Origin of the sequence: Variovorax boronicumulans (assembly GCF_040544675.1) — a bacterium.
Classification (GTDB): domain Bacteria; phylum Pseudomonadota; class Gammaproteobacteria; order Burkholderiales; family Burkholderiaceae_C; genus Variovorax; species Variovorax boronicumulans_D.
The window spans coordinates 110063-131742 of sequence record NZ_JBEPKK010000007.1; the positions used below are offsets into that span (position 1 = coordinate 110063).

General features: G+C 67.0%; 21 protein-coding genes. 8 read left to right on the top strand and 13 right to left on the bottom strand.

Annotation, left to right across the window (positions count from 1 at the left end; genetic code table 11):
* The first annotated feature begins 15 nt into the window (after window positions 1–15).
* Together ABIC90_RS14485 and ABIC90_RS14490 are read left to right on the top strand one after the other, a co-directional pair.
* Complete coding sequence (locus ABIC90_RS14485) at window positions 16–1734, top strand: SulP family inorganic anion transporter (RefSeq protein WP_354354981.1); 1719 nt, start codon at window positions 16–18, stop codon at window positions 1732–1734.
* A 22-nt stretch (window positions 1735–1756) separates the two neighbouring features.
* The gene (locus ABIC90_RS14490) at window positions 1757–2668 is read left to right on the top strand and encodes a LysR substrate-binding domain-containing protein (protein ID WP_354354983.1); all 912 of its coding nucleotides are present in this window, start codon (window positions 1757–1759) and stop codon (window positions 2666–2668) included.
* Window positions 2669–2711: 43 nt separating this feature from the next.
* Here the strand turns inward: ABIC90_RS14490 and ABIC90_RS14495 are convergent, their stop codons facing one another.
* The gene (locus ABIC90_RS14495; RefSeq protein ID WP_354354985.1) at window positions 2712–3290 is read right to left on the bottom strand and encodes a DUF3299 domain-containing protein; all 579 of its coding nucleotides are present in this window, start codon (window positions 3288–3290) and stop codon (window positions 2712–2714) included.
* 150 nt (window positions 3291–3440) lie between these two features.
* On the opposite strand from ABIC90_RS14495, the gene ABIC90_RS14500 reads away from it, so the two are divergent.
* Window positions 3441–3971 carry a hypothetical protein gene (locus tag ABIC90_RS14500; protein ID WP_354354987.1) on the top strand — a complete coding sequence of 177 codons (531 nt, stop codon included), beginning with the start codon at window positions 3441–3443 and terminating at the stop codon, window positions 3969–3971.
* Here ABIC90_RS14500 and arfB read toward each other — a convergent pair.
* The 4 genes from arfB to clpB all read right to left on the bottom strand — a co-directional run bounded on the left by arfB (window position 3940) and on the right by clpB (window position 8641).
* Window positions 3940–4347 (bottom strand): alternative ribosome rescue aminoacyl-tRNA hydrolase ArfB, encoded by a 408-nt coding sequence (gene arfB / locus ABIC90_RS14505; RefSeq protein WP_354354989.1) that lies wholly within the window; start codon window positions 4345–4347, stop codon window positions 3940–3942. The two genes, ABIC90_RS14500 and arfB, sit on opposite strands and share 32 nt — an antisense overlap.
* A gap of 8 nt (window positions 4348–4355) precedes the next feature.
* Complete coding sequence (locus ABIC90_RS14510; RefSeq protein WP_354354991.1) at window positions 4356–5540, bottom strand: acetyl-CoA C-acyltransferase family protein; 1185 nt, start codon at window positions 5538–5540, stop codon at window positions 4356–4358.
* Between the two features lie 128 nt (window positions 5541–5668).
* The gene (locus ABIC90_RS14515; RefSeq protein WP_354354993.1) at window positions 5669–6013 is read right to left on the bottom strand and encodes a hypothetical protein; all 345 of its coding nucleotides are present in this window, start codon (window positions 6011–6013) and stop codon (window positions 5669–5671) included.
* Between the two features lie 6 nt (window positions 6014–6019).
* Complete coding sequence (clpB, locus tag ABIC90_RS14520; RefSeq protein ID WP_354354995.1) at window positions 6020–8641, bottom strand: ATP-dependent chaperone ClpB; 2622 nt, start codon at window positions 8639–8641, stop codon at window positions 6020–6022.
* Between the two features lie 141 nt (window positions 8642–8782).
* Between clpB and ABIC90_RS14525 the strand changes: the two genes are divergently transcribed.
* Complete coding sequence (locus ABIC90_RS14525) at window positions 8783–9778, top strand: Bug family tripartite tricarboxylate transporter substrate binding protein (RefSeq protein ID WP_354354997.1); 996 nt, start codon at window positions 8783–8785, stop codon at window positions 9776–9778.
* A gap of 6 nt (window positions 9779–9784) precedes the next feature.
* On the opposite strand, the gene ABIC90_RS14530 is transcribed toward ABIC90_RS14525, so the two are convergent.
* Window positions 9785–10261, bottom strand: a complete 477-nt coding sequence (locus tag ABIC90_RS14530; RefSeq protein ID WP_354354999.1) for a molybdenum cofactor biosynthesis protein MoaE — start codon at window positions 10259–10261, stop codon at window positions 9785–9787.
* 251 nt (window positions 10262–10512) lie between these two features.
* On the opposite strand from ABIC90_RS14530, the gene ABIC90_RS14535 reads away from it, so the two are divergent.
* Complete coding sequence (locus tag ABIC90_RS14535) at window positions 10513–11409, top strand: 4-hydroxy-tetrahydrodipicolinate synthase family protein (RefSeq protein ID WP_354355001.1); 897 nt, start codon at window positions 10513–10515, stop codon at window positions 11407–11409.
* On the opposite strand, the gene moaD is transcribed toward ABIC90_RS14535, so the two are convergent.
* The 7 genes from moaD to ABIC90_RS14570 are packed head-to-tail and all read right to left on the bottom strand — an operon-like array spanning window position 11396 to window position 18486.
* On the bottom strand, window positions 11396–11647 hold the full coding sequence (gene moaD, locus ABIC90_RS14540) for a molybdopterin converting factor subunit 1 (RefSeq protein ID WP_354355003.1): 252 nt from the start codon (window positions 11645–11647) through the stop codon (window positions 11396–11398). The two genes, ABIC90_RS14535 and moaD, sit on opposite strands and share 14 nt — an antisense overlap.
* A gap of 7 nt (window positions 11648–11654) precedes the next feature.
* Window positions 11655–12941, bottom strand: a complete 1287-nt coding sequence (locus tag ABIC90_RS14545) for a molybdopterin molybdotransferase MoeA (RefSeq protein WP_354355005.1) — start codon at window positions 12939–12941, stop codon at window positions 11655–11657.
* Window positions 12934–13479: a molybdopterin-guanine dinucleotide biosynthesis protein B gene (mobB, locus tag ABIC90_RS14550; protein ID WP_354355007.1), complete on the bottom strand. Its 546-nt coding sequence runs from the start codon at window positions 13477–13479 to the stop codon at window positions 12934–12936. Before mobB ends, ABIC90_RS14545 begins: the two co-directional genes overlap by 8 nt.
* An 18-nt stretch (window positions 13480–13497) precedes the next feature.
* Complete coding sequence (gene thrC, locus ABIC90_RS14555) at window positions 13498–14913, bottom strand: threonine synthase (RefSeq protein WP_354355009.1); 1416 nt, start codon at window positions 14911–14913, stop codon at window positions 13498–13500.
* Window positions 14910–16232: a homoserine dehydrogenase gene (locus tag ABIC90_RS14560; protein ID WP_354355011.1), complete on the bottom strand. Its 1323-nt coding sequence runs from the start codon at window positions 16230–16232 to the stop codon at window positions 14910–14912. Before ABIC90_RS14560 ends, thrC begins: the two co-directional genes overlap by 4 nt.
* A gap of 14 nt (window positions 16233–16246) precedes the next feature.
* Window positions 16247–17257, bottom strand: coding sequence for a DUF1176 domain-containing protein (locus ABIC90_RS14565; RefSeq protein ID WP_354355013.1), 1011 nt, complete (start codon window positions 17255–17257; stop codon window positions 16247–16249).
* Window positions 17254–18486 carry a pyridoxal phosphate-dependent aminotransferase gene (locus ABIC90_RS14570; RefSeq protein ID WP_354355015.1) on the bottom strand — a complete coding sequence of 411 codons (1233 nt, stop codon included), beginning with the start codon at window positions 18484–18486 and terminating at the stop codon, window positions 17254–17256. Before ABIC90_RS14570 ends, ABIC90_RS14565 begins: the two co-directional genes overlap by 4 nt.
* A 100-nt stretch (window positions 18487–18586) precedes the next feature.
* On the opposite strand from ABIC90_RS14570, the gene ABIC90_RS14575 reads away from it, so the two are divergent.
* From ABIC90_RS14575 to ABIC90_RS14585, 3 genes are all read left to right on the top strand, one after another.
* A complete protein-coding gene (locus ABIC90_RS14575; protein ID WP_354355017.1) occupies window positions 18587–18970 on the top strand; it encodes an Mth938-like domain-containing protein in 384 nt (127 codons plus the stop codon).
* Between the two features lie 135 nt (window positions 18971–19105).
* On the top strand, window positions 19106–19582 hold the full coding sequence (locus ABIC90_RS14580; RefSeq protein WP_056520654.1) for a peroxiredoxin: 477 nt from the start codon (window positions 19106–19108) through the stop codon (window positions 19580–19582).
* A gap of 222 nt (window positions 19583–19804) precedes the next feature.
* Complete coding sequence (locus ABIC90_RS14585) at window positions 19805–21610, top strand: PhoH family protein (RefSeq protein ID WP_354355020.1); 1806 nt, start codon at window positions 19805–19807, stop codon at window positions 21608–21610.
* Window positions 21611–21680: the final 70 nt, after the last annotated feature.

Sequence of the window (21680 nt, forward strand, 5' to 3'; positions counted from 1 at the left end):
GCCAGCAACGACTCCATGAACCCGGCAGCCCCTTCTTCTACTTTGCGCCAGCGCCTCGCGCGCTGGGTCCCCTGTCTTGCATGGCCCCGCCCTTCGCCAGCACTGCTGCGCAGCGAGGCGATGGCCGGCATCACCGTGGCGCTGATGGTCATTCCGCAGGGCGTGGCATATGCGGCGCTGGCCGGCATGCCGCTGGTGACCGGCGTGTACGCGGCGCTGTTCCCGGCGCTGATCGCGGTGATGTTCAGTTCGTCGCAGCGGCTGTCGGTCGGGCCCACGGCGCTCACCAGCCTGCTGGTCGGCGCCTCGCTCGCGCCGCTGGCGGTGGCGGGCAGCGCCGAGTGGGTGGCCATGGCGGTGTGGCTCACGCTGATGTCGGGCGCCATCCAGATCGTGCTGGGCGCGGGGCGCGTCGGCTGGCTGCTGCGGCTGGTGAATTCGCCGGTGCTGATCGGCTTCACGCAGGGAGCGGCGGTGCTGATAGCGATCTCGCAACTGCCGTCGCTGCTGGGCTTTACCGGGCGCACGATTCCGCAGGTGCTGCAGGGCGGTCCGCTGCCGGATCTCGTGGCCATCGCCTTCGGCCTCGGCAGCATCGCGGTGCTGTGGCTGGGCAAGCGGATGCTGCCGCGCTTTCCGACGACGATGGCGCTGGTGGCGGGGGCCGCGGCCATCAGCTGGGGCATGAACTACGCCTTGCGCGGCGGCGCGGTGGTCGGCAGCCTGCCCTCGGGCCTGCCCTCTTTCTACTGGCCCAGCCTGCTGCCGCTGGGCACCTTCAGCGCACTGGTGCTGCCCGCGCTGATGATCACGCTGGTGAGCTTTTTGGAGACCGCCTCCAGCGCCAAGGTCGACAACGCGCGCGCCGGCACGCTGTGGAACGAAAACCAGGATTTGATCGGCCAGGGCCTGGCCAAGCTGGCTTCCGGCTTCTCGGGCGCGTTCCCCACGAGTTCTTCGTTTTCGCGCTCGGCCATCACGCTCTATGCGGGCGCGCAGACCGGCTGGGCCACGCTCTTCAGCGTGGCGGTGGTGGCCGGTGCGCTGCTGTGGCTGATGCCGCTGCTCTACCACGTACCTCAGGCGGTGCTGGCGGCGGTGGTGGTCACGGCCATCCTCGGGCTGGTGAAACCCGCGAGCTTCACCGCGCTGTGGCGGGTGTCGCGCATCGAGGCGGGCATCGCCTTCGGCACCTTCGTGCTGACCATCGCGACCGCGCCCAGCATCTACTGGGGCGTGCTGGGCGGGCTGCTCGCGAGCATGGCGCACTACATGTACCGCCACCTGCATCCGCGCATCATCGAAGTGGGCCTGCACCCCGACGGCAGCCTGCGCGACCGCAACCTCTGGAAGCTGCCGCCGCTCGCGCCGAAGCTCTACGCACTGCGCATGGACGCCGAGCTCGACTTCGCCTCGGCGTCCACGCTGGAACGCGCGCTCACCGTGGCGCTGGCCGAGCGCCCCGAGCTCACCGATGTGTGCCTGTTCGCGCAGCCCATCAACCGCATCGACATCACCGGCGCCGAGGTGTTCGGCTCGATCCGGCGAATGATGGAATCCAGGGGCATTCGCCTGCACCTGAGCGGCATGAAGCTGCCCGCCATGCAGGTGCTCGAACGCGCGGGGCTGCTGGCGCCCGGGCCGATGCTCTTCAGCTACCGCACCGATGGCGAAGCGCTCGCGGCGCTGATGCCGCGCATCGAGGTTCCCGCAGCGAACGAAGCCGCACGCTGAGGGCGACGGCAGCACCGGCCCCATGAAATCCACCATCGAAGAACTGGTCGCGTTCCGCACGGTGGTGGACACCGGCTCGATCACCGCCGCGGCCGAGCAGCTGGGGCAGACGGTCTCGGGCATCAGCCGCGCGCTGAGCCGGCTCGAACAGAAGCTGGACACCACGCTGATGCGCCGCACCACGCGGCGCCTCGAAATCACCGAAGAAGGCGCGGCCTTCCTGCTGCGCACGCGCGCCATCCTCGACGCCATCGACGATGCCGAGGAGCAGATGGCCGTGCGCCGCGAGCAGCCGGCCGGACGGCTGCGGGTGAATGCGGCCTCGCCTTTCATGCTGCACGCCATCGTGCCGCTGGTGCCCGAATTCCGAAAGCTCTACCCGCAGATCAGCCTGGAGCTGGACACCGACGACCTGCCCATCGACCTGCTGGAGCGCCGTACCGACATCGCGATCCGCATCGGCCCGCTGCGCGACTCCACGCTGCACGCGCGGCCGCTGGGCACGCACCGCCTGCGCGTGCTCGCAAGCCCCGCGTACCTCGAGGCGCACGGCAAGCCGCGCAAGGTGAGCGAGCTGGCCGGGCATGCGCTGCTGGGTTTCACGCAGCCCGAGTCGCTCAACCGCTGGCCGCTGCGGGGCGAGAACGGCGCGACCGGCGCGAGCAGCATCCACGGCGACGAATGGCCCACCGTGCCCACCATAGCCGCATCGAGCGGCGAAACGCTGCGCCAGCTCGCGCTGGCCGGCGCGGGCATCGTGTGCCTGTCGGATTTCATGACGGCCGCCGACCGTGCGAGCGGCGCGCTGGTGCAGGTGCTGGCCAGGGACACGGTGGACGTGCGCCAGCCGGTCAACGCGGTGTACTACCGCAACACGCAGCTGTCGGCGCGGATCACCTCGTTCCTGGATTTTTTGTCGCAGCGCATGACCTGAACGGCCACGGCGCACGGCGCACGGCGCACGGCGCGGGCGCGGCTCAGTTCGGCTGCTTCGGCACGAAGCGCTCGACCGATGCCGAGGTGATCTCGTACCCGCTCACGCCCATGTCCGCCGACGCATAGCGCGCCGCCTTCAGGATGCCGCTGACCTTGACGGTGTCCATCGCATGCAGTCCCTTGACGGTATCGGCCGCGGTCACGTGCACGATCTGGTTGGCGGGCGGCGGCGGTGTGTGGATGCAGGCGCCGAAGTACGGCACCAGCAGGAATTCGCGGATGCCGCCTTGCGTGTTGTCCAGCGGCACCACAAAGCCCGAGAGCCTGGCCGCCGAGCCGTCGAGCGCCACGTTGACCGGAGCGTTGTCCCACACGGCGCGCATCTCGTCGAGCATCTGGATCGCGCGCGGGTCGTTGTCGCGCAGCGCTTCCAGGCTGATGTTGCGGTAGCGCTTGGTCGGGTCCCAGTTCTTGGGGATCAGTTCGTCCCACTGGAGCTCCGGGGCCATGGCCACGTTGGTGTCCTTGGCCGACGCCGAGCCCGGGCCGCAGCCCGCGATCAGGCAGGCGCTGAGCGTCAGGAGGAGCGCGGCCAGGGCACGCGGAAACAGGGCTTTCATGGCGTCGATTGTGCTTGGGAGATCGCGGAAAAACGTCGGGGAGGTGTTTCAGACCGGTAAAGCGGGGCCGAGTTGCCTCTTTTTCCGGCAACCGGCACGAATTTCGGGCGAAGACCAGAATGCCGCACCACGCTATCGAGGAGATCCGCAATGGCAGCAACAGGATGGCTGGGACTCACGTCCTTGGGCATTGTTCACACCGCGATCAGCCTGATCGCCGTTGTCGCGGGGATCATCGCCCTGCTCCGTTACAAGGAAATCACGCTGCGCACCGGCTGGGGCCAGGTTTTCGTGTGGACCACGGTGCTCACCTGCCTGACCGGCTTCGGCATCTTCCAGCACGGCGGCTTCGGCAAGCCGCATGTGCTGGGCATCGTGACGTTGCTGGCGCTGGTGGCGGGCGCGATGGCGGGCCGGGAGCGCCTGGGCAAGCACTCGCGCTACATCGAGGCCGTCGCCTATTCGGCGAGCTTTCTATTCCACTGGATTCCGGCCTTCACCGAGACGCTCACGCGTCTTCCGCTGGGCGCGCCGCTGCTGGCGGATGCCGAGGCACCCGCGCTGAAGGCGATCACCGGGGTGCTGTTCGTGCTGTACATCGTGGGGGTGGCGCTGCAGATCCGGCGGCTGCGCGGCGGCGGCGGTACGGTCAGTCCCGCACAGGTCCGCGCAGGTTCTTGATCTGCGAGCGCTGGCTCTTGCCTTCGAGCCGGCGCTGCTTGGAGCCGTAGGTGGGCTTGGTGGCGCGGCGCACGCGCGGCGGCGTGGCCACGCTGTCGATCACCGCCTGAAGGCGCGCGAACGCGTCGGCGCGGTTCATCTCCTGGGTGCGGTGCTGCTGCGCCTTGAGCACGAAGACGCCTTCCTGCGTGATGCGGCTGTCGCGCAGCGCGAGCAGCCGTTCCTTCACGTCGTCGGGCAGCGAGCTGGCGGGAATGTCGTAGCGCAGGTGCACCGCGCTGGACACCTTGTTGACGTTCTGCCCGCCCGCGCCCTGCGCCCGGATGGCGCTGATCTCGACTTCGTCGGGATCGATCAGGAGCGGTGGACGCAGCATGGCAGTGCTCAGACTCTCTCGAAAACGGCGGCAATGCCCTGCCCGCCGCCGATGCACATGGTGACCAGCGCATAGCGCCCGCCGGTGCGATGCAACTCGGCGATGGCCTTCGTCGTGATGATCGCGCCGGTCGCGCCCACCGGGTGGCCGAGCGAGATGCCCGAGCCGTTCGGGTTCACCTTGGCCGGATCGAAGCCCAGTTCCTTGATGACCGCGCAGGCCTGCGCCGCGAAGGCTTCGTTCGACTCGATCACGTCGAAGTCGCTGACCTTGAGGCCGGTGCGCTCCAGCACCTTGCGGGTCGCCGGCACGGGGCCGATGCCCATGTAGGCGGGCTCGACGCCGGCATGCGCATAGCCGACGAGGCGCGCCATCGGCTTCAGGCCCAGCGCCTTCACGCGGCCGCCTTCTGCCAGCACCACGGCAGCCGCGCCGTCGTTGATGCCCGAGGCGTTGCCGGCGGTGACGAGGCCGTCCTTCTTGAACGCGGGCTTCATCTTCGAGAGCGTGTCGACGGTGGTGTCGGCGCGCACATGCTCGTCGGTGTCGAACAGCACCACGCCCTTGCGCGTCTTGATCTCGACCGGAACGATCTGCGCCTTGAAGCGGCCCGCCGCAATCGCGGCCGCCGCGCGCTGCTGGCTGGTGGCGGCCAGTTCGTCCATCTGCTCGCGCGTGATGCCATAGCGCGCCGCCACGTTCTCCGCGGTGATGCCCATGTGGATCTTCTCCCACGGATCGTGCAGGATGCCCAGCATGTAGTCGACCAGCACCGCATCGCCCATGCGTGCGCCGTAGCGGGCCGAGGTGTCGAAGTACGGGCCGCGGCTCATCGACTCCGAACCGCCGCCGATGGCGATGTCGCAATCGCCCAGCGCAATCGCCTGCGCCGCCGACACGATGGCTTGCAGCCCCGAGCCGCACAGGCGGTTGACGTTGAAGGCCGGCGTCTCGATGGGGCAGCCCGCATCGATGGCGGCGACGCGGCTCAAGTACGCGTCCTTCACGTCGGTGGGAATCACGTTGCCCATCACCACATGGCCGATGGCATCGGCCGCAACGCCGCTGCGCTCGATGGCGGCCTTGACCGCGGTGGTGGCCAGTTGGGTGTTGGGCACGTCCTTGAGCGCGCCGCCGAAGGTGCCGATGGCGGTGCGGGCGGTGCCGACCACGAAGATGTCGCGTGAGGTCATGGGAATGTCTCTCCTGGATGAAGGCGCGCCCACCGACAACGGCGGGCGCGGGAGGACCATTTTGACGGCGAACGGCGCAACGGGCTGTCGCCTGCGGCCCGGGGTGGTGCCGCGTCAGTGCCTGAAGCTCAGCCGCGCGAGGCCGATTTGGGCGCGACGTCGGTCACGTCGTTGGCGCTGCCGCGGATGCGTTCGGGGCTGCGCACCGACTCGCCGCGCGCCCGCGCGCCCACCACATCGGCGGCCGTGGGCTCGGCGGGATTTGCCGCATTGCGAAACCGATCGAAGCCCGAGCGCGGGTTGAAGCGTCCGCCCATCGAAGCCATCCAGGGCGTCACAGGCTTGCCCGTGAGGCGCGCCCAGGCATAGCGCACGCCCCACACAGCCGCCAGCAGCATGACCGCGACGGCCAGGCTGGCCGCGAAGACCAGCCCCAGGAGCAGAAGAATGACGCGAAGAATGAAGTTCATCATCCGACTTTAGGCCGAAGCCGCCGCCGTTGGTTCCCCGCCCTTGGTGAACGAGAACTGGCCCGGCGACTGGATCGGGTCGGTGTTGACCTCGATGGTGTCCTTCGGCCCGAAGCTGCCGTCGAGCAGCAGCCGCGAGAGCGGGTTCTCGATGCGCTGCTGGATCGCACGCTTCAACGGCCGCGCACCGAACACCGGATCGAAGCCGACCTTGGCGATCTCGGCCAGCGCCGCGGGCGACACCTCCAGGCCCAGGTCCATCTTCGCCAGGCGTGCCTTCAGCACTTGGAGCTGGATCGCGGCGATCGCTTCGATGTTCTTCGCGTCGAGCGCGTGGAACACCACCGTCTCGTCGATGCGGTTCAGGAACTCGGGGCGGAAGTAGTTCTTCAGTTCGTCCCACACCGCCTCCTTGATCTCTTCCGAAGGCTTGCCCACCATGGCCTGGATGATGGGCGAGCCGATGTTGCTGGTCATCACGATCACGGTGTTCTTGAAGTCCACGGTGCGGCCCTGGCCGTCGGTCAGGCGCCCATCGTCGAGCACCTGCAGCAGCACGTTGAAGACGTCGGGGTGCGCCTTCTCGACCTCATCGAGCAGCACCACGCTGTAGGGCTTGCGGCGCACGGCTTCCGTGAGGTAGCCGCCCTCTTCGTAGCCCACGTAGCCCGGAGGCGCGCCGATGAGGCGGGCGACCGAATGCTTCTCCATGAACTCGCTCATGTCGATGCGGATCAGGTGGTCTTCGCTGTCGAACATGAAGCCCGCAAGCGCCTTGCACAGCTCGGTCTTGCCCACGCCCGTGGGGCCGAGGAACAGGAACGAGCCCGTGGGGCGGTTGGGGTCCGACAGGCCCGAGCGCGAGCGGCGGATCGCATTCGCGACCGCACCGATGGCCTCGTCCTGGCCCACCACGCGCTCGTGCAGCTTGTCTTCCATCACGAGCAGCTTGTCGCGCTCGCCCTGCATCAGCTTGGCCACCGGGATGCCGGTGGCGCGCGCCACGACCTCGGCGATTTCTTCGGCGCCGACCTGGGTACGCAGCAGCGTGGGCGCGCTGGACTTGCCCTTGCTCGCCTCGCTGGCTTCGGCTTCCTTCAGGCGCTTCTCGAGCGCGGGCAGCTGGCCGTATTGCAGTTCGGCAAGCTTGTTGAAGTCGCCCTTGCGCTCCCATTCCTTGATTTCGATCTTGAGCTTCTCGACCTCTTCGCGGATGTGCGCGCTGCCCTGGGCCTGGGCCTTCTCGGCCTGCCAGATTTCGTCGTAGTCGGCAATTTCCTTCTGCAGCTTGGCGATCTCTTCTTCGATGAGGTTGAAGCGCTTCTGCGAGGACTCGTCCTTTTCGCGGCGCACGGCTTCGCGCTCGATCTGCAGCTGGATGAGGCGGCGGTCCAGGCGGTCCATGACCTCGGGCTTGGAGTCCATCTCGATCTTGATCTTGGCCGCGGCCTCGTCGATCAGGTCGATGGCCTTGTCGGGCAGGAAGCGGTCGGTGATGTAGCGGTCGCTCAGTTCAGCCGCGGCCACGATGGCCGGGTCGGTGATCTGCACGCCATGGTGCACTTCATACTTTTCCTGCAGGCCGCGCAGGATGGCGATGGTGGCCTCCACGCTGGGCTCGCCCACGATGATCTTCTGGAAGCGGCGCTCCAGGGCTGCGTCTTTCTCGATGTACTTGCGGTATTCGTCGAGCGTGGTCGCGCCCACGCAGTGCAGCTCGCCGCGCGCCAGCGCGGGCTTGAGCATGTTGCCTGCGTCCATCGCGCCCTCGGCCTTGCCCGCGCCGACCATGGTGTGCAGCTCGTCGATGAAGACGATGGTCTGGCCTTCGTCCTTCGCGAGTTCGTTGAGCACGGTCTTCAGGCGCTCCTCGAACTCCCCGCGGAACTTGGCGCCCGCCAGGAGCGAGGCCATGTCCAGCGACAACACCCTTTTGCCCTTGAGCGAATCGGGCACCTCGCCCGCAACGATGCGCTGCGCGAGGCCTTCGACGATGGCGGTCTTGCCCACGCCGGGTTCGCCGATGAGCACGGGGTTGTTCTTGGTGCGGCGTTGCAGCACCTGGATGGCGCGGCGGATTTCCTCGTCGCGGCCGATGACCGGGTCGAGCTTGCCGAGGCGCGCGCGCTCGGTCAGGTCCATGGTGTACTTCTTGAGGGCTTCGCGCTGGCCTTCGGCATCGGCGCTGTTCACGCCCTGCCCGCCACGCACCGCGTCGATGGCCGATTCGAGCGACTTGCGGCTCAGGCCGTTTTCCTTCGCGATCCTGCCGATGTCGGACTTGCTGTCGGCCACGGCCAGGAGGAAGAGTTCGCCGGCAATGAACTGGTCGTTGCGCTTGATGGCTTCCTTCTCGGTGGCCTGCAGCAGCTTGCCCAGGTCGGGGCCGACCTGCACGATGTCGTGGCCCTGCACCTGCGCCAGTTTCTTGATGGCCGCCTCGGCCGCCTGCGTGAGGCCGGCCACGTTGACGCCGGCACGCTCCAGCAGGGCGCGGGGGCCGTCGTCCTGGCGCAGCATCGCGACCAGCAAGTGGGCCGGTTCGATGTAGGCGTTGTCGTTGCCGAGCGCCAGCGTCTGCGCGTCGCTCAGCGCTTCCTGAAATTTGGTGGTGAGTTTGTCTTGTCGCATGGTGGTATTCCTGCTTCCAAAATAGGGGCGTTCGGGCACGATTCAAGGTTGCAAACCGGACTCGCGCTGCGGGCACGGGTATTGCACGGTGCCCTGCACTTTCATGCCGTAGGCATTTCTCTCTCTCGAATGGAGTCGATCATGGTTTTTTCAATGCAGCGCATGCAGCCGATCCGCAGGGCGGTCAGCGCGAGCCTCTTTCTAGCCGCCGTGGGCCTGTCGGGTCTTGCGCAGGCGCAAGGCAGCACCCCCATCCGCCTGCTCGTGGGCTTTCCGGCGGGCGCGGGCACCGACGCCATTGCGCGCACGCTGGGCGAAAAGCTCAAGGACGTGCTGGGCGTGCCGGTGGTGGTGGAAAACCGCGCCGGCGCGGGCGGGCAGATCGCCGCGACGGTGCTGAAGTCCTCGCCTGCCGACGGCCACACGCTGTTCCTCACGCACGACCACACCATCTCGATCCTGCCGCAGGTCGTGAAGAACCCCGGCTTCAACCCCGCCACCGACTTCGTGCCCGTAGCCGGTTTCGCCACCTTCGCCAACGTGCTGGCCGTTTCGGGCGGCACGCCGGCCAAGAGCATCGACGAGTACGTGAAGTGGGTCCGCACCGCCAAGGATGGCAAGGAGACCATCGGCATCCCCGCGCCCGCGTCGATTCCCGAGTTCCTCGTGAAGATGATCTCGGACACGTACAAGATCGACGTGCAGCCCGCGCCCTACCGTGGCAGCGCGCCCATGGTGGCCGACATGCTGGGCAACCAGATCACCGCGGGCATCGCTTCGGTGCCGGACTTCATCGAGAACCACAAGGCGGGCAAGGTGCGCATCGTGGCCTCCATCGGCGCCAAGCGCCAGGCGGTGATTCCGAACGTGCCGACCTTCACCGAACTCGGCTTCTCGAACCTGGAAGACCTTCCCTACTACGGCATCTTCGCGCCGGTGGGCACGCCGCAGCCGATCATCGACAAGTACGGCGATGCGCTGCAGAAGGTGCTGGCGATGCCGGATGTGAAGCAGAAGCTCACGACGATGGGCCTCACGGTCGGCTACGAGCCGCAGGGCCAGTTCGCGGGCCGCGTGCGCAGCTACACGCAGACCTGGGAGCGGATCATCCAGGCCAGCGGCTTCAAGCCTCTTTAAGCCTCTTTAAGCGTTCGGGGCCGTGATGCCCCAGCGCGCCAACGCCGCGTCGTCGCTGACGCGCGCATCGACCCAGCGGGCGCCTTCGGGCGTCTGTTCTTTTTTCCAGAACGGGGCCTGGGTCTTGAGGTAGTCCATCAGGAACTCGCAGGCCTCGAAGCTCTGGCCGCGATGGGCCGAGACCACCGCCACCATCATGATCTGGTCCAGCGGCTGCAGCAGGCCCACGCGGTGGATCACGCGGGCGCCGAGGATGTCGAAGCGCTTGTGCGCCTCGTCGATCATGGCCTCGATGGCTTTCTCGGTCATGCCTGGGTAGTGCTCCAGTTCCATCGAGGCAACGGTGCTGCCATCGTTGCGGTCCCTTACTGTGCCGATGAAGCTGCAGACGGCGCCCACCCGCTTGTCGCCCGCGCGCAACGTGGCAAGCTCCTGGCTCAGGTCGAAATCACCCGTCTGGATCGAAACACGCGCAACGCTCATGTCCGGATTGTGTCATCGAGATAGACTGCGCCCATGCCTTGCCTCGCCACGTTCTCCACGGTGCTTTCGCACCCGGGGAGCCGTTGCGCGCGCCAGGGCAGCAAAGCCAAAAAACCCAAGCTCGTCTGACCGGAGCTGCGGTTCCGTCGTCGGATGAGCGACGGAACCTGCCCAAGGCTTTGACCCTGCATGGTTGTGCGCGCATCGGACGGTGGTTCTTTCCATCGGTCGATTCCTGAAAGGAAGCCTGCGTGCCACAACAACAGACAACCTCCCCCACGCCTGATTTTTCGGGCCTCTGGATTCCGCTCGTCACACCGTTCCGGGACGGCGCAGTCGACCATGCGGCGCTCGCTGCGCTCACCCGCCGCCTGGCGGACCACGGCGTGGCCGGCTTCGTGGTCTGCGGGTCGACCGGCGAAGCCGCCGCGCTCGACGAGGCGGAGCAGCTGGCTTCGCTCGACACGGTGCAAGCCGCCGCCGGCGGACTGCCGGTCGTCATGGGCCTCTCGGGCTACCACCTGGGCAAGACGACGGCCTGGGTGCGCAAGCTCTCGGAGCGGACGCTCGCGGGCCTTCTTGTGCCCGCGCCGCACTACATCCGCCCGTCGCAGGCAGGCCTCCTCGAATGGTTCCGCGCGATCGCCGACGCGAGCGCGGTGTCGGTCTTGATCTACGACATTCCCTACCGCACCGGCGCCACCCTCTCGCGCGAAACACTGCTGGCGCTCGCCGCACACCCGCGCATCAGCGGCATCAAGGACTGCGGCGGCGACATGGCCAAGACGCGCGCCCTGATCGCCGATGGCCGCCTTCAGGTGCTGTCGGGCGAAGACCACCAGATCTTCTCGACGGTGGCCGAAGGCGGCGTGGGCGCCATCGCGGCCAGCGGGCATGTGCAGACGAAGCGCTTCGTGCAGGTGCTGCGTCTCCTGGCCGACAACCGCGTCGCCGAGGCCCGCGCCGAATGGCAACCGCTGCAGCCGCTGATCGAGATGCTGTTTGCCGAAGCGAACCCCGGCCCGCTGAAGGCGCTGCTGGCCAGCGACGGTTCGATGCGCGACGAGCTTCGCTCACCGATGACCCGCGCCTCCGACGATCTGCGCGAGCGCCTGGTGGCGCTGGACGCGCGGCTCAGCCGCCCGTAACCGGCGGGAAGAAGGCGACTTCGCAGCCCTCGTGCAGGACTGCGGCTTCGTCGCTCATGACCTGGTCGAGCGCCATGCGCACCGCCTTGCCGCGCGCGAGGGCGGTGGCGTGCGCGCCGCCGCGTGTGATGAGTTCGTCGCGCAGCGCGGCGAGCGTTTCGGCACGGGTATCGACGGTTTCGTTGCTCGTGGAGAGCGCCTCGCGCACCGAGGCGAAATAGCGGATCTGGACCTTCATGGGCGTATCAGGCGAGCAGCGAGGCGAAAGGAATGAAATTCACGGTGTCGCCGGACTTGATCGTCCGGCCCGAGGGGTTGTCGACCACGCCGTCGCCCCAGACCATCGAGGTCAGCACGCCCGAGCTCTGGTTGGCGAACAGGTCGAGCCCGCCCGCGGCGTTGCGCCGTGCGCGGAGGAACTCGCGGCGCTTGTCGGCACGCGGCCAGTCGAAATCGGCGCGCATCTGCACGGCCTCGGGCGTCACGCGATCGGCGCCTTGCAGCGTCAGCAGGAAAGGGCGCACGAGCATCAGGAAAGTCAGGAAGCTGGACACCGGGTTGCCGGGCAACCCCGTGACGTGGCAAACACCCTGCCCGTTGCTGCGCGCAATGGAGCCATAAGCGAAAGGCTTGCCGGGCTTCATCGACAGCGACCACAGCTGCAGTTCACCCAGCGTCTGCAGCGCGGCGCGGATGTGGTCTTCTTCGCCGACGGAGACACCGCCGGTCGTGATGATCACGTCGCTGGTCTCTGCAGCATCGCGCAAGGCGGCGATGGTGGTCTCGCGGTTGTCGGCCACGATGCCCAGGTCGTTCACCTCGCAGCCCAGCCTGTGCAGCAAGGCGCGCATGAAGAAACGGTTGGAGTTGTAGATCGCGCCGGGCGCCATCGCGTCGGGCGCGACCTCGCCGGGCATCACCAGCTCGTCGCCGGTGGAGAGCATCGCCACGCGCGGCTTGCGTGCCACCCGCAGTTTGTGAAAGCCCACGCTGGCCGCGAGGCCGAGCGCGGCTGGCGTGAGCCGTTCACCCTTCCTCAAGACGACGTCGCCGGAGGCCACGTCTTCGCCCGCGCGTCGGACCCATTGCCCGGCCACCGGAACGATCGCAACACGCACCGAACCCAGGCTGCCTTCCTGCGGTGTGGCGCCGGTGTCTTCCTGCATCACGACCGCATCGGCGCCCTCGGGAATCTGCGCACCGGTGAAGATGCGCGCCGCGGTGCCGGCCGCGAGCGGCGTGCCGACGGTGCCCGCGGGAATGCGCTGCGTCACCGGCAGCAACGCGCCGGGCGTGGCGCAGTCGGCCGCACGCACCGCGTAGCCGTCCATCGCGCTGTTGTCGCGCGGTGGCACGGTGAGGCCGGAGACCAGGTCTTCCGCCAGCACGCGGCCGTCGGCGTCCAAAGTGATGACGCTTTCGTCGGCAAGCTTCGGCACGGCCTTGGCCAGCAATTGCGCGATGGCCTCATCCAGCGGCATGAGCGGGGGCCGCGCGTTGGACGCGGAGAACGGAACGGGTGTGTCAGCCATGGTGTTCCGGGTTGTACTCGAAGCGCTCGCCATGGGCGATGAGCCACTGCGCGATGGCCTCGGCGTCGTTGAGGTCGAACAGCGGCCGCTCGGTGGGCGACGGCAGGCTGGCCGGTGCATCGGTGGCGATGGCGGTGACGAACGGATCGTCGGCATAGAGCAGGGGCCGAGTCGGCTGGCCGTCCTCGGGCGGGCGCCAGACCTCGATCTTGTGCACGTCGCTGTGCCGGAATCCTTCGACCAGCACCCAGTCGGCGGCCGGATGCAGCTCGGCCAGAAGCTGGTGCACGCTGAGCTCGGCCGGCTGCTCGAACTCGCGCATCAGCGCCAGGCGCTTGCCGGAAGCGACGACCACCTCGAAGGCTCCAGCTTCCCGATGGCGCCAGGTGTCCTTGCCCGGATGGTCGATGTCGAACTTGTGGTGCGCGTGCTTGACCACCGACACGCGTTGCCCCAGCCGCTTGAGCGCCGGAATCAGACGCTCGAGCAGCGTGGTCTTGCCCGCGCCCGAGTAACCGGCAAAGCCGACGACCTTCATGCCGGACAGCCGAGGACGTCAGTCACAGTTTTCGGCGATGTAGGCCTTGACCGCTTCGGCATCGGCCGGCAGCTTGACCACGCGCTTGGGCAGCGCCTCGATGCCTTCGAACTTCGCAGGCCGGTCGGGCTCATGACCCAGCGCCTCGACGATGGTGGCGGCGAACTTGATGGGCAATGCGGTTTCGAGCACCACCATCGGCACGCCCGGCGCGAGGTGCTCGCGCGCGGCCTTCAGGCCGTCGGCCGTGTGCGGGTCGATCAGCGTGGCAAAGCGCTTCTCGGTGTCGCGGATGGTGGCCAGGCGGTCGGCGTGCGTGCTGCGGCTGCTCTTGAAGCCGAAGCGCTCAGCCGCCTGCTCGAAGGCCGGGTCGGCGCTCAGGTCGAAGCGGCCTTCCAGGCCCAGGTCTTCGACGAAGAGCTTGCGCAGCCTGCCTGCGTCGCGGCCGACCAGGTCGAACACGAAGCGCTCGAAATTGCTGGCCTTGCTGATGTCCATCGAGGGGCTGGAGGTCTCGTGCGTGTCGACGGCACCGCGCACGCGGTAGATGCCGGTGCGGAAGAACTCGTCGAGCACGTCGTTCTCGTTGGTGGCGACCACCAGCGTCTGGATGGGCAGGCCCATCATGCGCGCCACGTGGCCCGCGCAGACGTTGCCGAAGTTGCCCGAGGGTACGGTGAAGCTCACCGGCTTGTCGTTGCTCGCGGTGGCCTGGAAGTAGCCCGCGAAGTAGTAGACGACCTGCGCGAGCAGCCGCGCCCAGTTGATCGAGTTGACGGTGCCGATGCGGTACTTGCGCTTGAAGCCCAGGTCGTTGGACACCGCCTTCACGATGTCCTGGCAGTCGTCGAACACGCCGGTGATGGCTATGTTGTGGATGTTGTCGTCCTGCAGGCTGAACATCTGCGCCTGCTGGAACGGGCTCATGCGGCCGTCCGGCGAGGTCATGAAGACGCGCACGCCCGTCTTGCCGCGCATGGCGTACTCGGCCGCGCTGCCGGTGTCGCCGCTGGTGGCGCCCAGGATGTTGAGCTCTGCGCCGCGGCGGGCCAGTTCGTACTCGAACAGGTTGCCCAGCAGTTGCATCGCCATGTCCTTGAAGGCCAGCGTGGGGCCGTTGGACAGGGCTTCGATGTACACGCCGTCTTCGAGCTCGCGCAGCGGCACGATCTCGTCGGTGCCGAACACCTCGGCGGTGTAGGTCCTGGCGCAGATCGCCTTCAGGTCGGCGGGCGGAATGTCGTCGATGTAGAGCGAGAGGATCTCGAAGGCCAGCTCGGCATAGGGCAGATCGCGCCACTTCGCGAGCGTGGCGGTATCGACCTGCGGGTACTGCTCGGGCAGGTACAGGCCGCCATCGGGCGCGAGGCCTTCGAGCAGGATTTCGCAGAAGCGCTTGCGGTCCGGGTGGCCGCGGGTGCTCAGATAGTTCACTTCAACTCTTCCTTGCGGATGCGCACGATGGGTTCGAGCACGGTCGGCAGCGCCTGAAGCTCGGCCAGCACGTCGTCGACGGTGCCTTCGCGCGCGTCGTGGGTGAGGATGATCAGGTCGGTCTGCGTGGAGCCCTCGCCGCCCACTTCGTCGGCTTCGCGCTGCAGCACCGCGTCGATGCTGATGCCGGCGGTGGCCAGCAGCCCCGTGACCTTGGCGAGCACGCCGGCCTGGTCGGCCACGCGCAGGCGCAGGTAGTAGCTGGTGACGACCTCGGCCATCGGCAGCACCTTCAGGTCGCTCATCGCATCGGGGTGGAAGGCCAGGTGCGGCACGCGGTGCGCGGCGTCGGCCGTGTGCAGGCGGGTGATGTCGACCAGGTCGGCGATCACTGCGCTCGCGGTCGGCTCGCTGCCGGCGCCCTTGCCGTAGTAGAGCGTGGTGCCGACGGCGTCGCCGTGCACCACCACCGCGTTCATCGCGCCTTCGACATTCGCCAGCAGGCGCTTGGACGGCACGAGCGACGGGTGCACGCGCAGCTCGATGCCCTTGGGCGTGCGCTTGGTGATGCCCAGGAGCTTGATGCGGTAGCCGAGCTGCTCGGCGTACTTGATGTCCTGCGCGGCGAGCTTGGTGATGCCCTCGATGTGCGCCTTGTCGAATTGCACCGGAATGCCGAACGCGATGGCGCTCATCAGCGTGACCTTGTGGCCGGCGTCCACGCCTTCGATGTCGAAGGTGGGGTCCGCTTCGGCGTAACCCAGGCGCTGGGCTTCCTTCAGCACGGTGGCGAAGTCCAGGCCCTTGTCGCGCATCTCCGAGAGGATGAAGTTGGTGGTGCCGTTGATGATGCCGGCCAGCCACTGGATGCTGTTGGCCGTGAGGCCTTCGCGCAGCGCCTTGATGATCGGGATGCCGCCGGCCACCGCCGCCTCGAAAGCCACCATCACGCCCTTGGCATGCGCGGCCGCGAAGATCTCGGTGCCGTGCACCGCGAGCAGCGCCTTGTTGGCCGTGACCACATGCTTGCCGGCCGCAATGGCTTCGAGCACGAGCTGCTTCGCGATGCCGTAGCCGCCGATCAGCTCGATGACGATGTCGATGTCGGGATTGGCAATGATTTCGCGCGCATCGGCCACCACCTTGACGCCTTCGCCGGCCACTTCGCGGGCGCGGGCGGTGTCCAGGTCGGCCACCATGGTGATCTCGATGCCGCGGCCGGCGCGGCGCTTGATTTCTTCCTGGTTGCGCTGGAGCACCTTGAAGGTGCCGCTGCCGACCGTGCCTGCGCCGAGCAGGCCTACTTGGATGGGTTTCATTGGGAGGGTCGCGTTCATGGTTTGGATGGGGTGGCGCCGCGATCGACGTAGCGGGGCAGGCTCCAGGCGCCGCCGGCAAAACCTCGGCACATGCCGTCGCCGGTGGCGCTCGTGCGCACGAAGTCGCGGCCGTTGAAGTTCCAGGTCTCGCTCCACCAGCAGTCGCCGATGCCGCGGCCTTTCATGGACGAGGTAACGCTCGCGTCCTTCTCGTCGAAGTCGCCGTTCGCCTCGATGGACACGGGCGCATATGGCGGCTTGTCGTTGGCGATCCAGAGCAGGCTCGAGTAGTTGTAAGCCCCCATGCCGCAGCCCAGGGACAAGAGAACCTTGCTGCCGGTCAGGCGGTGGACGGCCAGCGATTTGGCGTTCAGCTCCTGGCTGTTGTTGCACTGTTCCTTCACGTCGGCCATGTCGAGCGACGGAAAGATACGCGCGGCCAATGCATCGTCGCCGGGGCGCGCCTTGGGCGGCTTGAATACGCTCGTGGTGGGGACCCGCACCGGCGGGAGCACCGAAGACTCGGGCTTCGCGCCGCGGCGCACCAGCGCACCGGGCGTGCCGACACGGCCTTGCACCTCGTCCATCTTCAGCAGCACGGCGTTGAGACCGGCCAGCGACAGCGTCCACGTCCTGCCGCCGGCGGTGACGGTCGCTTCGTCGCCCTTGAGCAATTCGGGAAGGATGGTGCGGACCTGGTTCGCCTCGAGCTCGGCGATGTCGCCCTCGAGGCCGGACACGGTGGCCTTGCCAACCTTGAACCGCAGCGGCCCTTTGACCTCGCCCTCACCGCCGACCTGCAGCTTGACGTCGATGGCCGTGCCCGGACCCGCGGCGCGGGTGATGAGCATCGACACGGGGTCCGACGGCCCGGCGTCCAACTGATAGCCCGCCGCGCGGCAGGTGCGCGTGTTGTCGCAGGCCACCTCCCAGTCGTTGTGCGAGAACGCCATCGGGTCTCTTTCCGCGGCATAGGCGGAAAGCGCGGCGAGCGACAGCGCCGCGGCGATGCAGGCGGATTTCATGACCTCGTCTTGCGGCGCAGGCGGTACTGCTCCAGGAATTTCGCGATGCGGTTGATGGCCTCGCGCAGGTCGTCTTCGTGGGGCAGGAACACGATGCGGAAATGGTCCGGCGTGGCCCAGTTGAAGCCGGTGCCCTGCACCAGCATCACGCGGGTTTCCTTGAGCAGCTCGAGGAAGAACTGGCGGTCGTCCGCGATCGGATAGACCTCGGGGTCGAGCCTGGGGAACATGTAGAGCGCGGCGCTGGGCTTGACGCAGCTCACGCCCGGAATGGCGGTGATGAGTTCGTAGGCCAGGTCGCGCTGGCGGCGCAGGCGCCCGCCCTCGCAGACCAGGTCGTTGATGCTCTGGTAGCCGCCCAGTGCCGTCTGGATGGCCCACTGGCCCGGCACGTTGGCGCACAGGCGCATGTTCGAGAGCATGTTCAGGCCCTCGATGTAGTCCTGTGCTGCGCGCTTGTCGCCGGAAACAACCAGCCAGCCGGCGCGGTAGCCGCACGAGCGATAACTCTTGGAAAGCGAATTGAAGGTGAGCGTGAGCACGTCGGTCGACAGGCTGGCGATGGCGGTGTGCTTGACGCCGTCGTACAGCACCTTGTCGTAGACCTCGTCGGCGAAGATCACGAGGCTGTGTTCGCGGGCGATGGCCACGATGCTCTTGAGCAACTCGTCGGAATAAAGGGCGCCGGTCGGGTTGTTGGGGTTGATGACCACGATGCCCTTGGTGCGGGGCGTGATCTTGGCGCGGATGTCGTCCAGGTTGGGCATCCAGCCGTTGGCCTCGTCGCACAGGTAGTGCACCGGGGTGCCGCCCGACAGGCTGGAGGACGCGGTCCACAGCGGGTAGTCGGGGGCGGGCAGCAGCATTTCGTCGCCGTTGTCCAGGAGCGCATTGGTGGCCATGGCGATCAGTTCGCTGGCGCCGTTGCCCAGGTAGATGTCGTCCAGCGTGACACCGGCAATGCCCTGCTTCTGGGTCTCGTGCATCACGGCCTTGCGCGCGGCGAAGACACCCTTGCTGTCGGAGTAGCCCGCCGAGGTCGGCAGGTTGCGGATCATGTCCTGCTGGATTTCCTCGGGCGCATCGAAGCCGAATACGGCGAGATTGCCGATATTGAGCTTGATGATCTTCTGGCCGTCCTCTTCCATCTGCTTGGCGGCGTCCATGATGGGGCCGCGGATGTCGTAGAGAACGTTGGCCAGCTTGGCCGATTTCTTGAGCTGCTTCAAAAGGCCCTCCCGGGCGGGTTTACTCAAAGGTCAAAAGGCCCTGGCAGGCCTCGTGTCACTGGGGAAAACCTATAATTTGACCACAGTTCCCAGCGCCCCCATGAAGCTCCAGCCCGACAAATCCGACACCCAGTCCCTCACCGCGCACGGCCCCGGCTGGGTTGCGATCAACAACGAAAAGGTCGAGGGCAGCGTAGTGGTCGGCTCTCGCGGCGAGCGTTTCGAGTGGAACTGCACCCGTTTCGACGAACTTGGCGCCGAACATTTCGCCCAGCTTGCGTCGCTGGGCGCCGAATTGATCATTTTCGGGAGCGGAACCCGCATCCGGTTTCCCCAGCCTGCCTGGCTCCAGCCCCTGATGGCGCAGCGCACCGGCGTCGAGACCATGGACACCCCGGCGGCCTGCAGGACCTACAACATCCTGGCCGGCGAAGGCCGGCATGTGATTGCCGCCCTGCTGGTGGAGAGCCCCGCCGCTGGCTGAGAGGGGTATTTTCGGGGTAAAATCGCCGGTTGCGAACAGGCGAGCTACCCCAAAGTTAGCAACGACCAATCCTCCGTGCATCGAGTCTGCGAAAAAGAACTCGATCCATGGAATCTAACGGAGAAAACAAGTTTCATGGCGATCGTTGTCAACAAACCCATTCCTGAATTCGACGCCAACGCCACGGGCGGCCTCAAGGTCTCGAATACCTCGCATCTCGGCCACGTGCTGGTCATGTATTTTTACCCGAAAGATAACACCCCGGGTTGCACCACAGAAGCCATGCAGTTTCGCGACCGCTACAAGGACTTCGAAAAAGCCGGTGCCACCGTTTTCGGCGTTTCCCGCGACAACATGAAGTCGCATGACGAATTCAAGGCCAAGCTCGAGCTTCCCTTCGAACTCATCGCCGACACCGAAGAAAAGATGTGCCACATGTTCGGCGTGGTCAAGAACAAGATCATGTACGGCAAGAAGGTCAAGGGCATCGAACGCAGCACCTTCCTCATTGGCGCCGACGGCATCCTGAAGGCCGAATGGCGCGGACTCAAGGTCCCGGGCCATGTCGACGACGTGCTCAAGGCAGTCAAGACGCTCAAGAAGGCTGCCTGACACGGCAGCAAGCTTCCTCCGGGGGTTCGCTTGACGCCATCGCGTGGGGAATGCCCAACGCAGTGCGTAAAAGCCGCAAAGAGCCTCTGGTGCGTCGCCTGCGGTGTGCATAATGGTTTCATGCCGTTGAGCTCCACGACCGCATCCCCCGAACAAAGCCGCCTAGGTCTTCAGGCGGCTTTTTCGTTTTCTGGTTTCCACTTCCTGCGAGCGATCTGACACATGCCATTGCCTCCCGCCCCCACGAAACGCGCCGCACTGCTCTCGCCGGATGCGCACGACGCGCCCGCACGGTCCTCGCACAGGGGCTCGCGCCGCTCCGAGGATCAGCGCACCGACGAAGCAGCCCCGAACCGCCCGCAGCCACTGGAGCTGTTTGACAGCGTGGGCTCCGAAACGGCAGGCGGCGGCGAAGCCGCACGCTCCTCACGCCGGGCCAGGTCGCGGACGGCACCGACGCCCTCGCCTACACCCTCTCCCACGCCCGTGAGCGCGCCACAGCAGCAGCCCGCCGCGATCCAGGTCGAGACCCGGGTGCAAACGCCCCCGGCGCCTGCCCCGGCACCGGCTGCCGCGCCCCAGGCCCCGGCTCGCCCCAAGCGCAGCAAATCCACCGGTCCGGCCAAGCTCTTCGTGCTCGACACGAACGTGCTGCTGCACGACCCCATGTGCCTGTTCCGCTTCGAGGAGCACGACATCTTCCTGCCGATGATCGTGCTGGAAGAGCTCGACGGCCACAAGAAGGGCACCACGGAAGTCGCGCGCAACGGCCGCCAGACCAGCCGCACGCTCGACGCGCTGGCCGGCGCCCAGGACGCCGACATCGACAAGGGCCTCAAGCTGGACACCACCGGCCATCGCGAAGCCGGCGGCCGCCTGTTCTTCCAGACCGCCCCGCTCGACTACTCGCTGCCGGTCAGCCTGCCCCAGGGCAAGGCCGACAACCAGATCCTCGGTGTGGTGCAGGCGCTGCGCGACCACCACGCCAAGGACCAGCCGGGCAAGCCGAAGCAGGAAGTGGTGCTGGTGTCCAAGGACATCAACATGCGCGTCAAGGCGCGCGCACTGGGCCTGGCCGCCGACGACTACCAGAACGACAAGACGCTGGAAGACGGCGACCTGCTCTACGCAGGCTCGCTGGCGCTCCCGCCCGACTTCTGGACCCGCCAGAGCAAGACCGTCGAGAGCTGGCAGAGCGGCAGCAACACCTTCTATCGCATCAGCGGTCCGATCGTGCCCAACCTGTACATCAACCAGTTCGTCTTCTTCGAGGCGCCCGGCGAGCCGAGCATGTACGCGCGCGTCACCGAAATCCGCGACAAGACCGCGGTGCTCAAGACGCTCAAGGACTACAGCTCCGGCAAGAACGCGGTCTGGGGCGTGAACACGCGCAATCGCGAGCAGAACTTCGCGATGAACCTGCTGATGGACCCGGAGATCGACTTCGTCACGCTGACCGGCACCGCCGGCACCGGCAAGACGCTGATGGCGCTGGCCTCGGGCCTCACGCAGGTGCTGGACGACCGTCGCTACACCGAGATCATCATGACCCGCGCCACCGTGAGCGTGGGCGAGGATATCGGCTTTCTCCCCGGCACCGAGGAAGAAAAGATGGGTCCCTGGATGGGCGCGCTCGACGACAATCTCGAGTTCCTGGCCAAGGGTGACGGCGGCGGTGCCGGCGAATGGGGCCGCGCGGCCACCAACGAGCTGATCCGCAGCCGCATCAAGGTCAAGAGCATGAACTTCATGCGCGGCCGCACCTTCCTGAACAAGTACGTGATCATCGACGAGGCGCAGAACTTGACGCCCAAGCAGATGAAGACGCTGATCACCCGCGCCGGCCCGGGCACCAAGATCATCTGCATGGGCAACCTGGCGCAGATCGACACGCCGTACCTGACGGAAGGCTCCTCGGGCCTCACCTTCGCGGTCGACAAGTTCAAGGGCTGGCCGCACGGCGGGCACATCACGCTGGCGCGCGGCGAACGCTCGCGGCTGGCTGATTTCGCGAGCGACGTGCTCTAAAAAAGCCGCCAGCTCGGCACGAGCCCGCGCATGCTCCCAGAGGCATGGCGGGCTTTTTTTCGCCCGCGAT

Bases quoted from the DNA above. Each gene is read 5' to 3' on its own strand.
- ABIC90_RS14485 (WP_354354981.1), top strand. From the start codon at position 16: ATGAACCCGGCAGCCCCTTCTTCTACTTTGCGCCAGCGCCTCGCGCGC.
- ABIC90_RS14490 (WP_354354983.1), top strand. From the start codon at position 1,757: ATGAAATCCACCATCGAAGAACTGGTCGCGTTCCGCACGGTGGTGGAC.
- ABIC90_RS14495 (WP_354354985.1), bottom strand. From the start codon at position 3,290: ATGAAAGCCCTGTTTCCGCGTGCCCTGGCCGCGCTCCTCCTGACGCTC.
- ABIC90_RS14500 (WP_354354987.1), top strand. From the start codon at position 3,441: ATGGCAGCAACAGGATGGCTGGGACTCACGTCCTTGGGCATTGTTCAC.
- arfB (WP_354354989.1), bottom strand. From the start codon at position 4,347: ATGCTGCGTCCACCGCTCCTGATCGATCCCGACGAAGTCGAGATCAGC.
- ABIC90_RS14510 (WP_354354991.1), bottom strand. From the start codon at position 5,540: ATGACCTCACGCGACATCTTCGTGGTCGGCACCGCCCGCACCGCCATC.
- ABIC90_RS14515 (WP_354354993.1), bottom strand. From the start codon at position 6,013: ATGATGAACTTCATTCTTCGCGTCATTCTTCTGCTCCTGGGGCTGGTC.
- clpB (WP_354354995.1), bottom strand. From the start codon at position 8,641: ATGCGACAAGACAAACTCACCACCAAATTTCAGGAAGCGCTGAGCGAC.
- ABIC90_RS14525 (WP_354354997.1), top strand. From the start codon at position 8,783: ATGGTTTTTTCAATGCAGCGCATGCAGCCGATCCGCAGGGCGGTCAGC.
- ABIC90_RS14530 (WP_354354999.1), bottom strand. From the start codon at position 10,261: ATGAGCGTTGCGCGTGTTTCGATCCAGACGGGTGATTTCGACCTGAGC.
- moaD (WP_354355003.1), bottom strand. From the start codon at position 11,647: ATGAAGGTCCAGATCCGCTATTTCGCCTCGGTGCGCGAGGCGCTCTCC.
- ABIC90_RS14545 (WP_354355005.1), bottom strand. From the start codon at position 12,941: ATGGCTGACACACCCGTTCCGTTCTCCGCGTCCAACGCGCGGCCCCCG.
- mobB (WP_354355007.1), bottom strand. From the start codon at position 13,479: ATGAAGGTCGTCGGCTTTGCCGGTTACTCGGGCGCGGGCAAGACCACG.
- ABIC90_RS14560 (WP_354355011.1), bottom strand. From the start codon at position 16,232: ATGAAACCCATCCAAGTAGGCCTGCTCGGCGCAGGCACGGTCGGCAGC.
- ABIC90_RS14565 (WP_354355013.1), bottom strand. From the start codon at position 17,257: ATGAAATCCGCCTGCATCGCCGCGGCGCTGTCGCTCGCCGCGCTTTCC.
- ABIC90_RS14575 (WP_354355017.1), top strand. From the start codon at position 18,587: ATGAAGCTCCAGCCCGACAAATCCGACACCCAGTCCCTCACCGCGCAC.
- ABIC90_RS14580 (WP_056520654.1), top strand. From the start codon at position 19,106: ATGGCGATCGTTGTCAACAAACCCATTCCTGAATTCGACGCCAACGCC.
- ABIC90_RS14585 (WP_354355020.1), top strand. From the start codon at position 19,805: ATGCCATTGCCTCCCGCCCCCACGAAACGCGCCGCACTGCTCTCGCCG.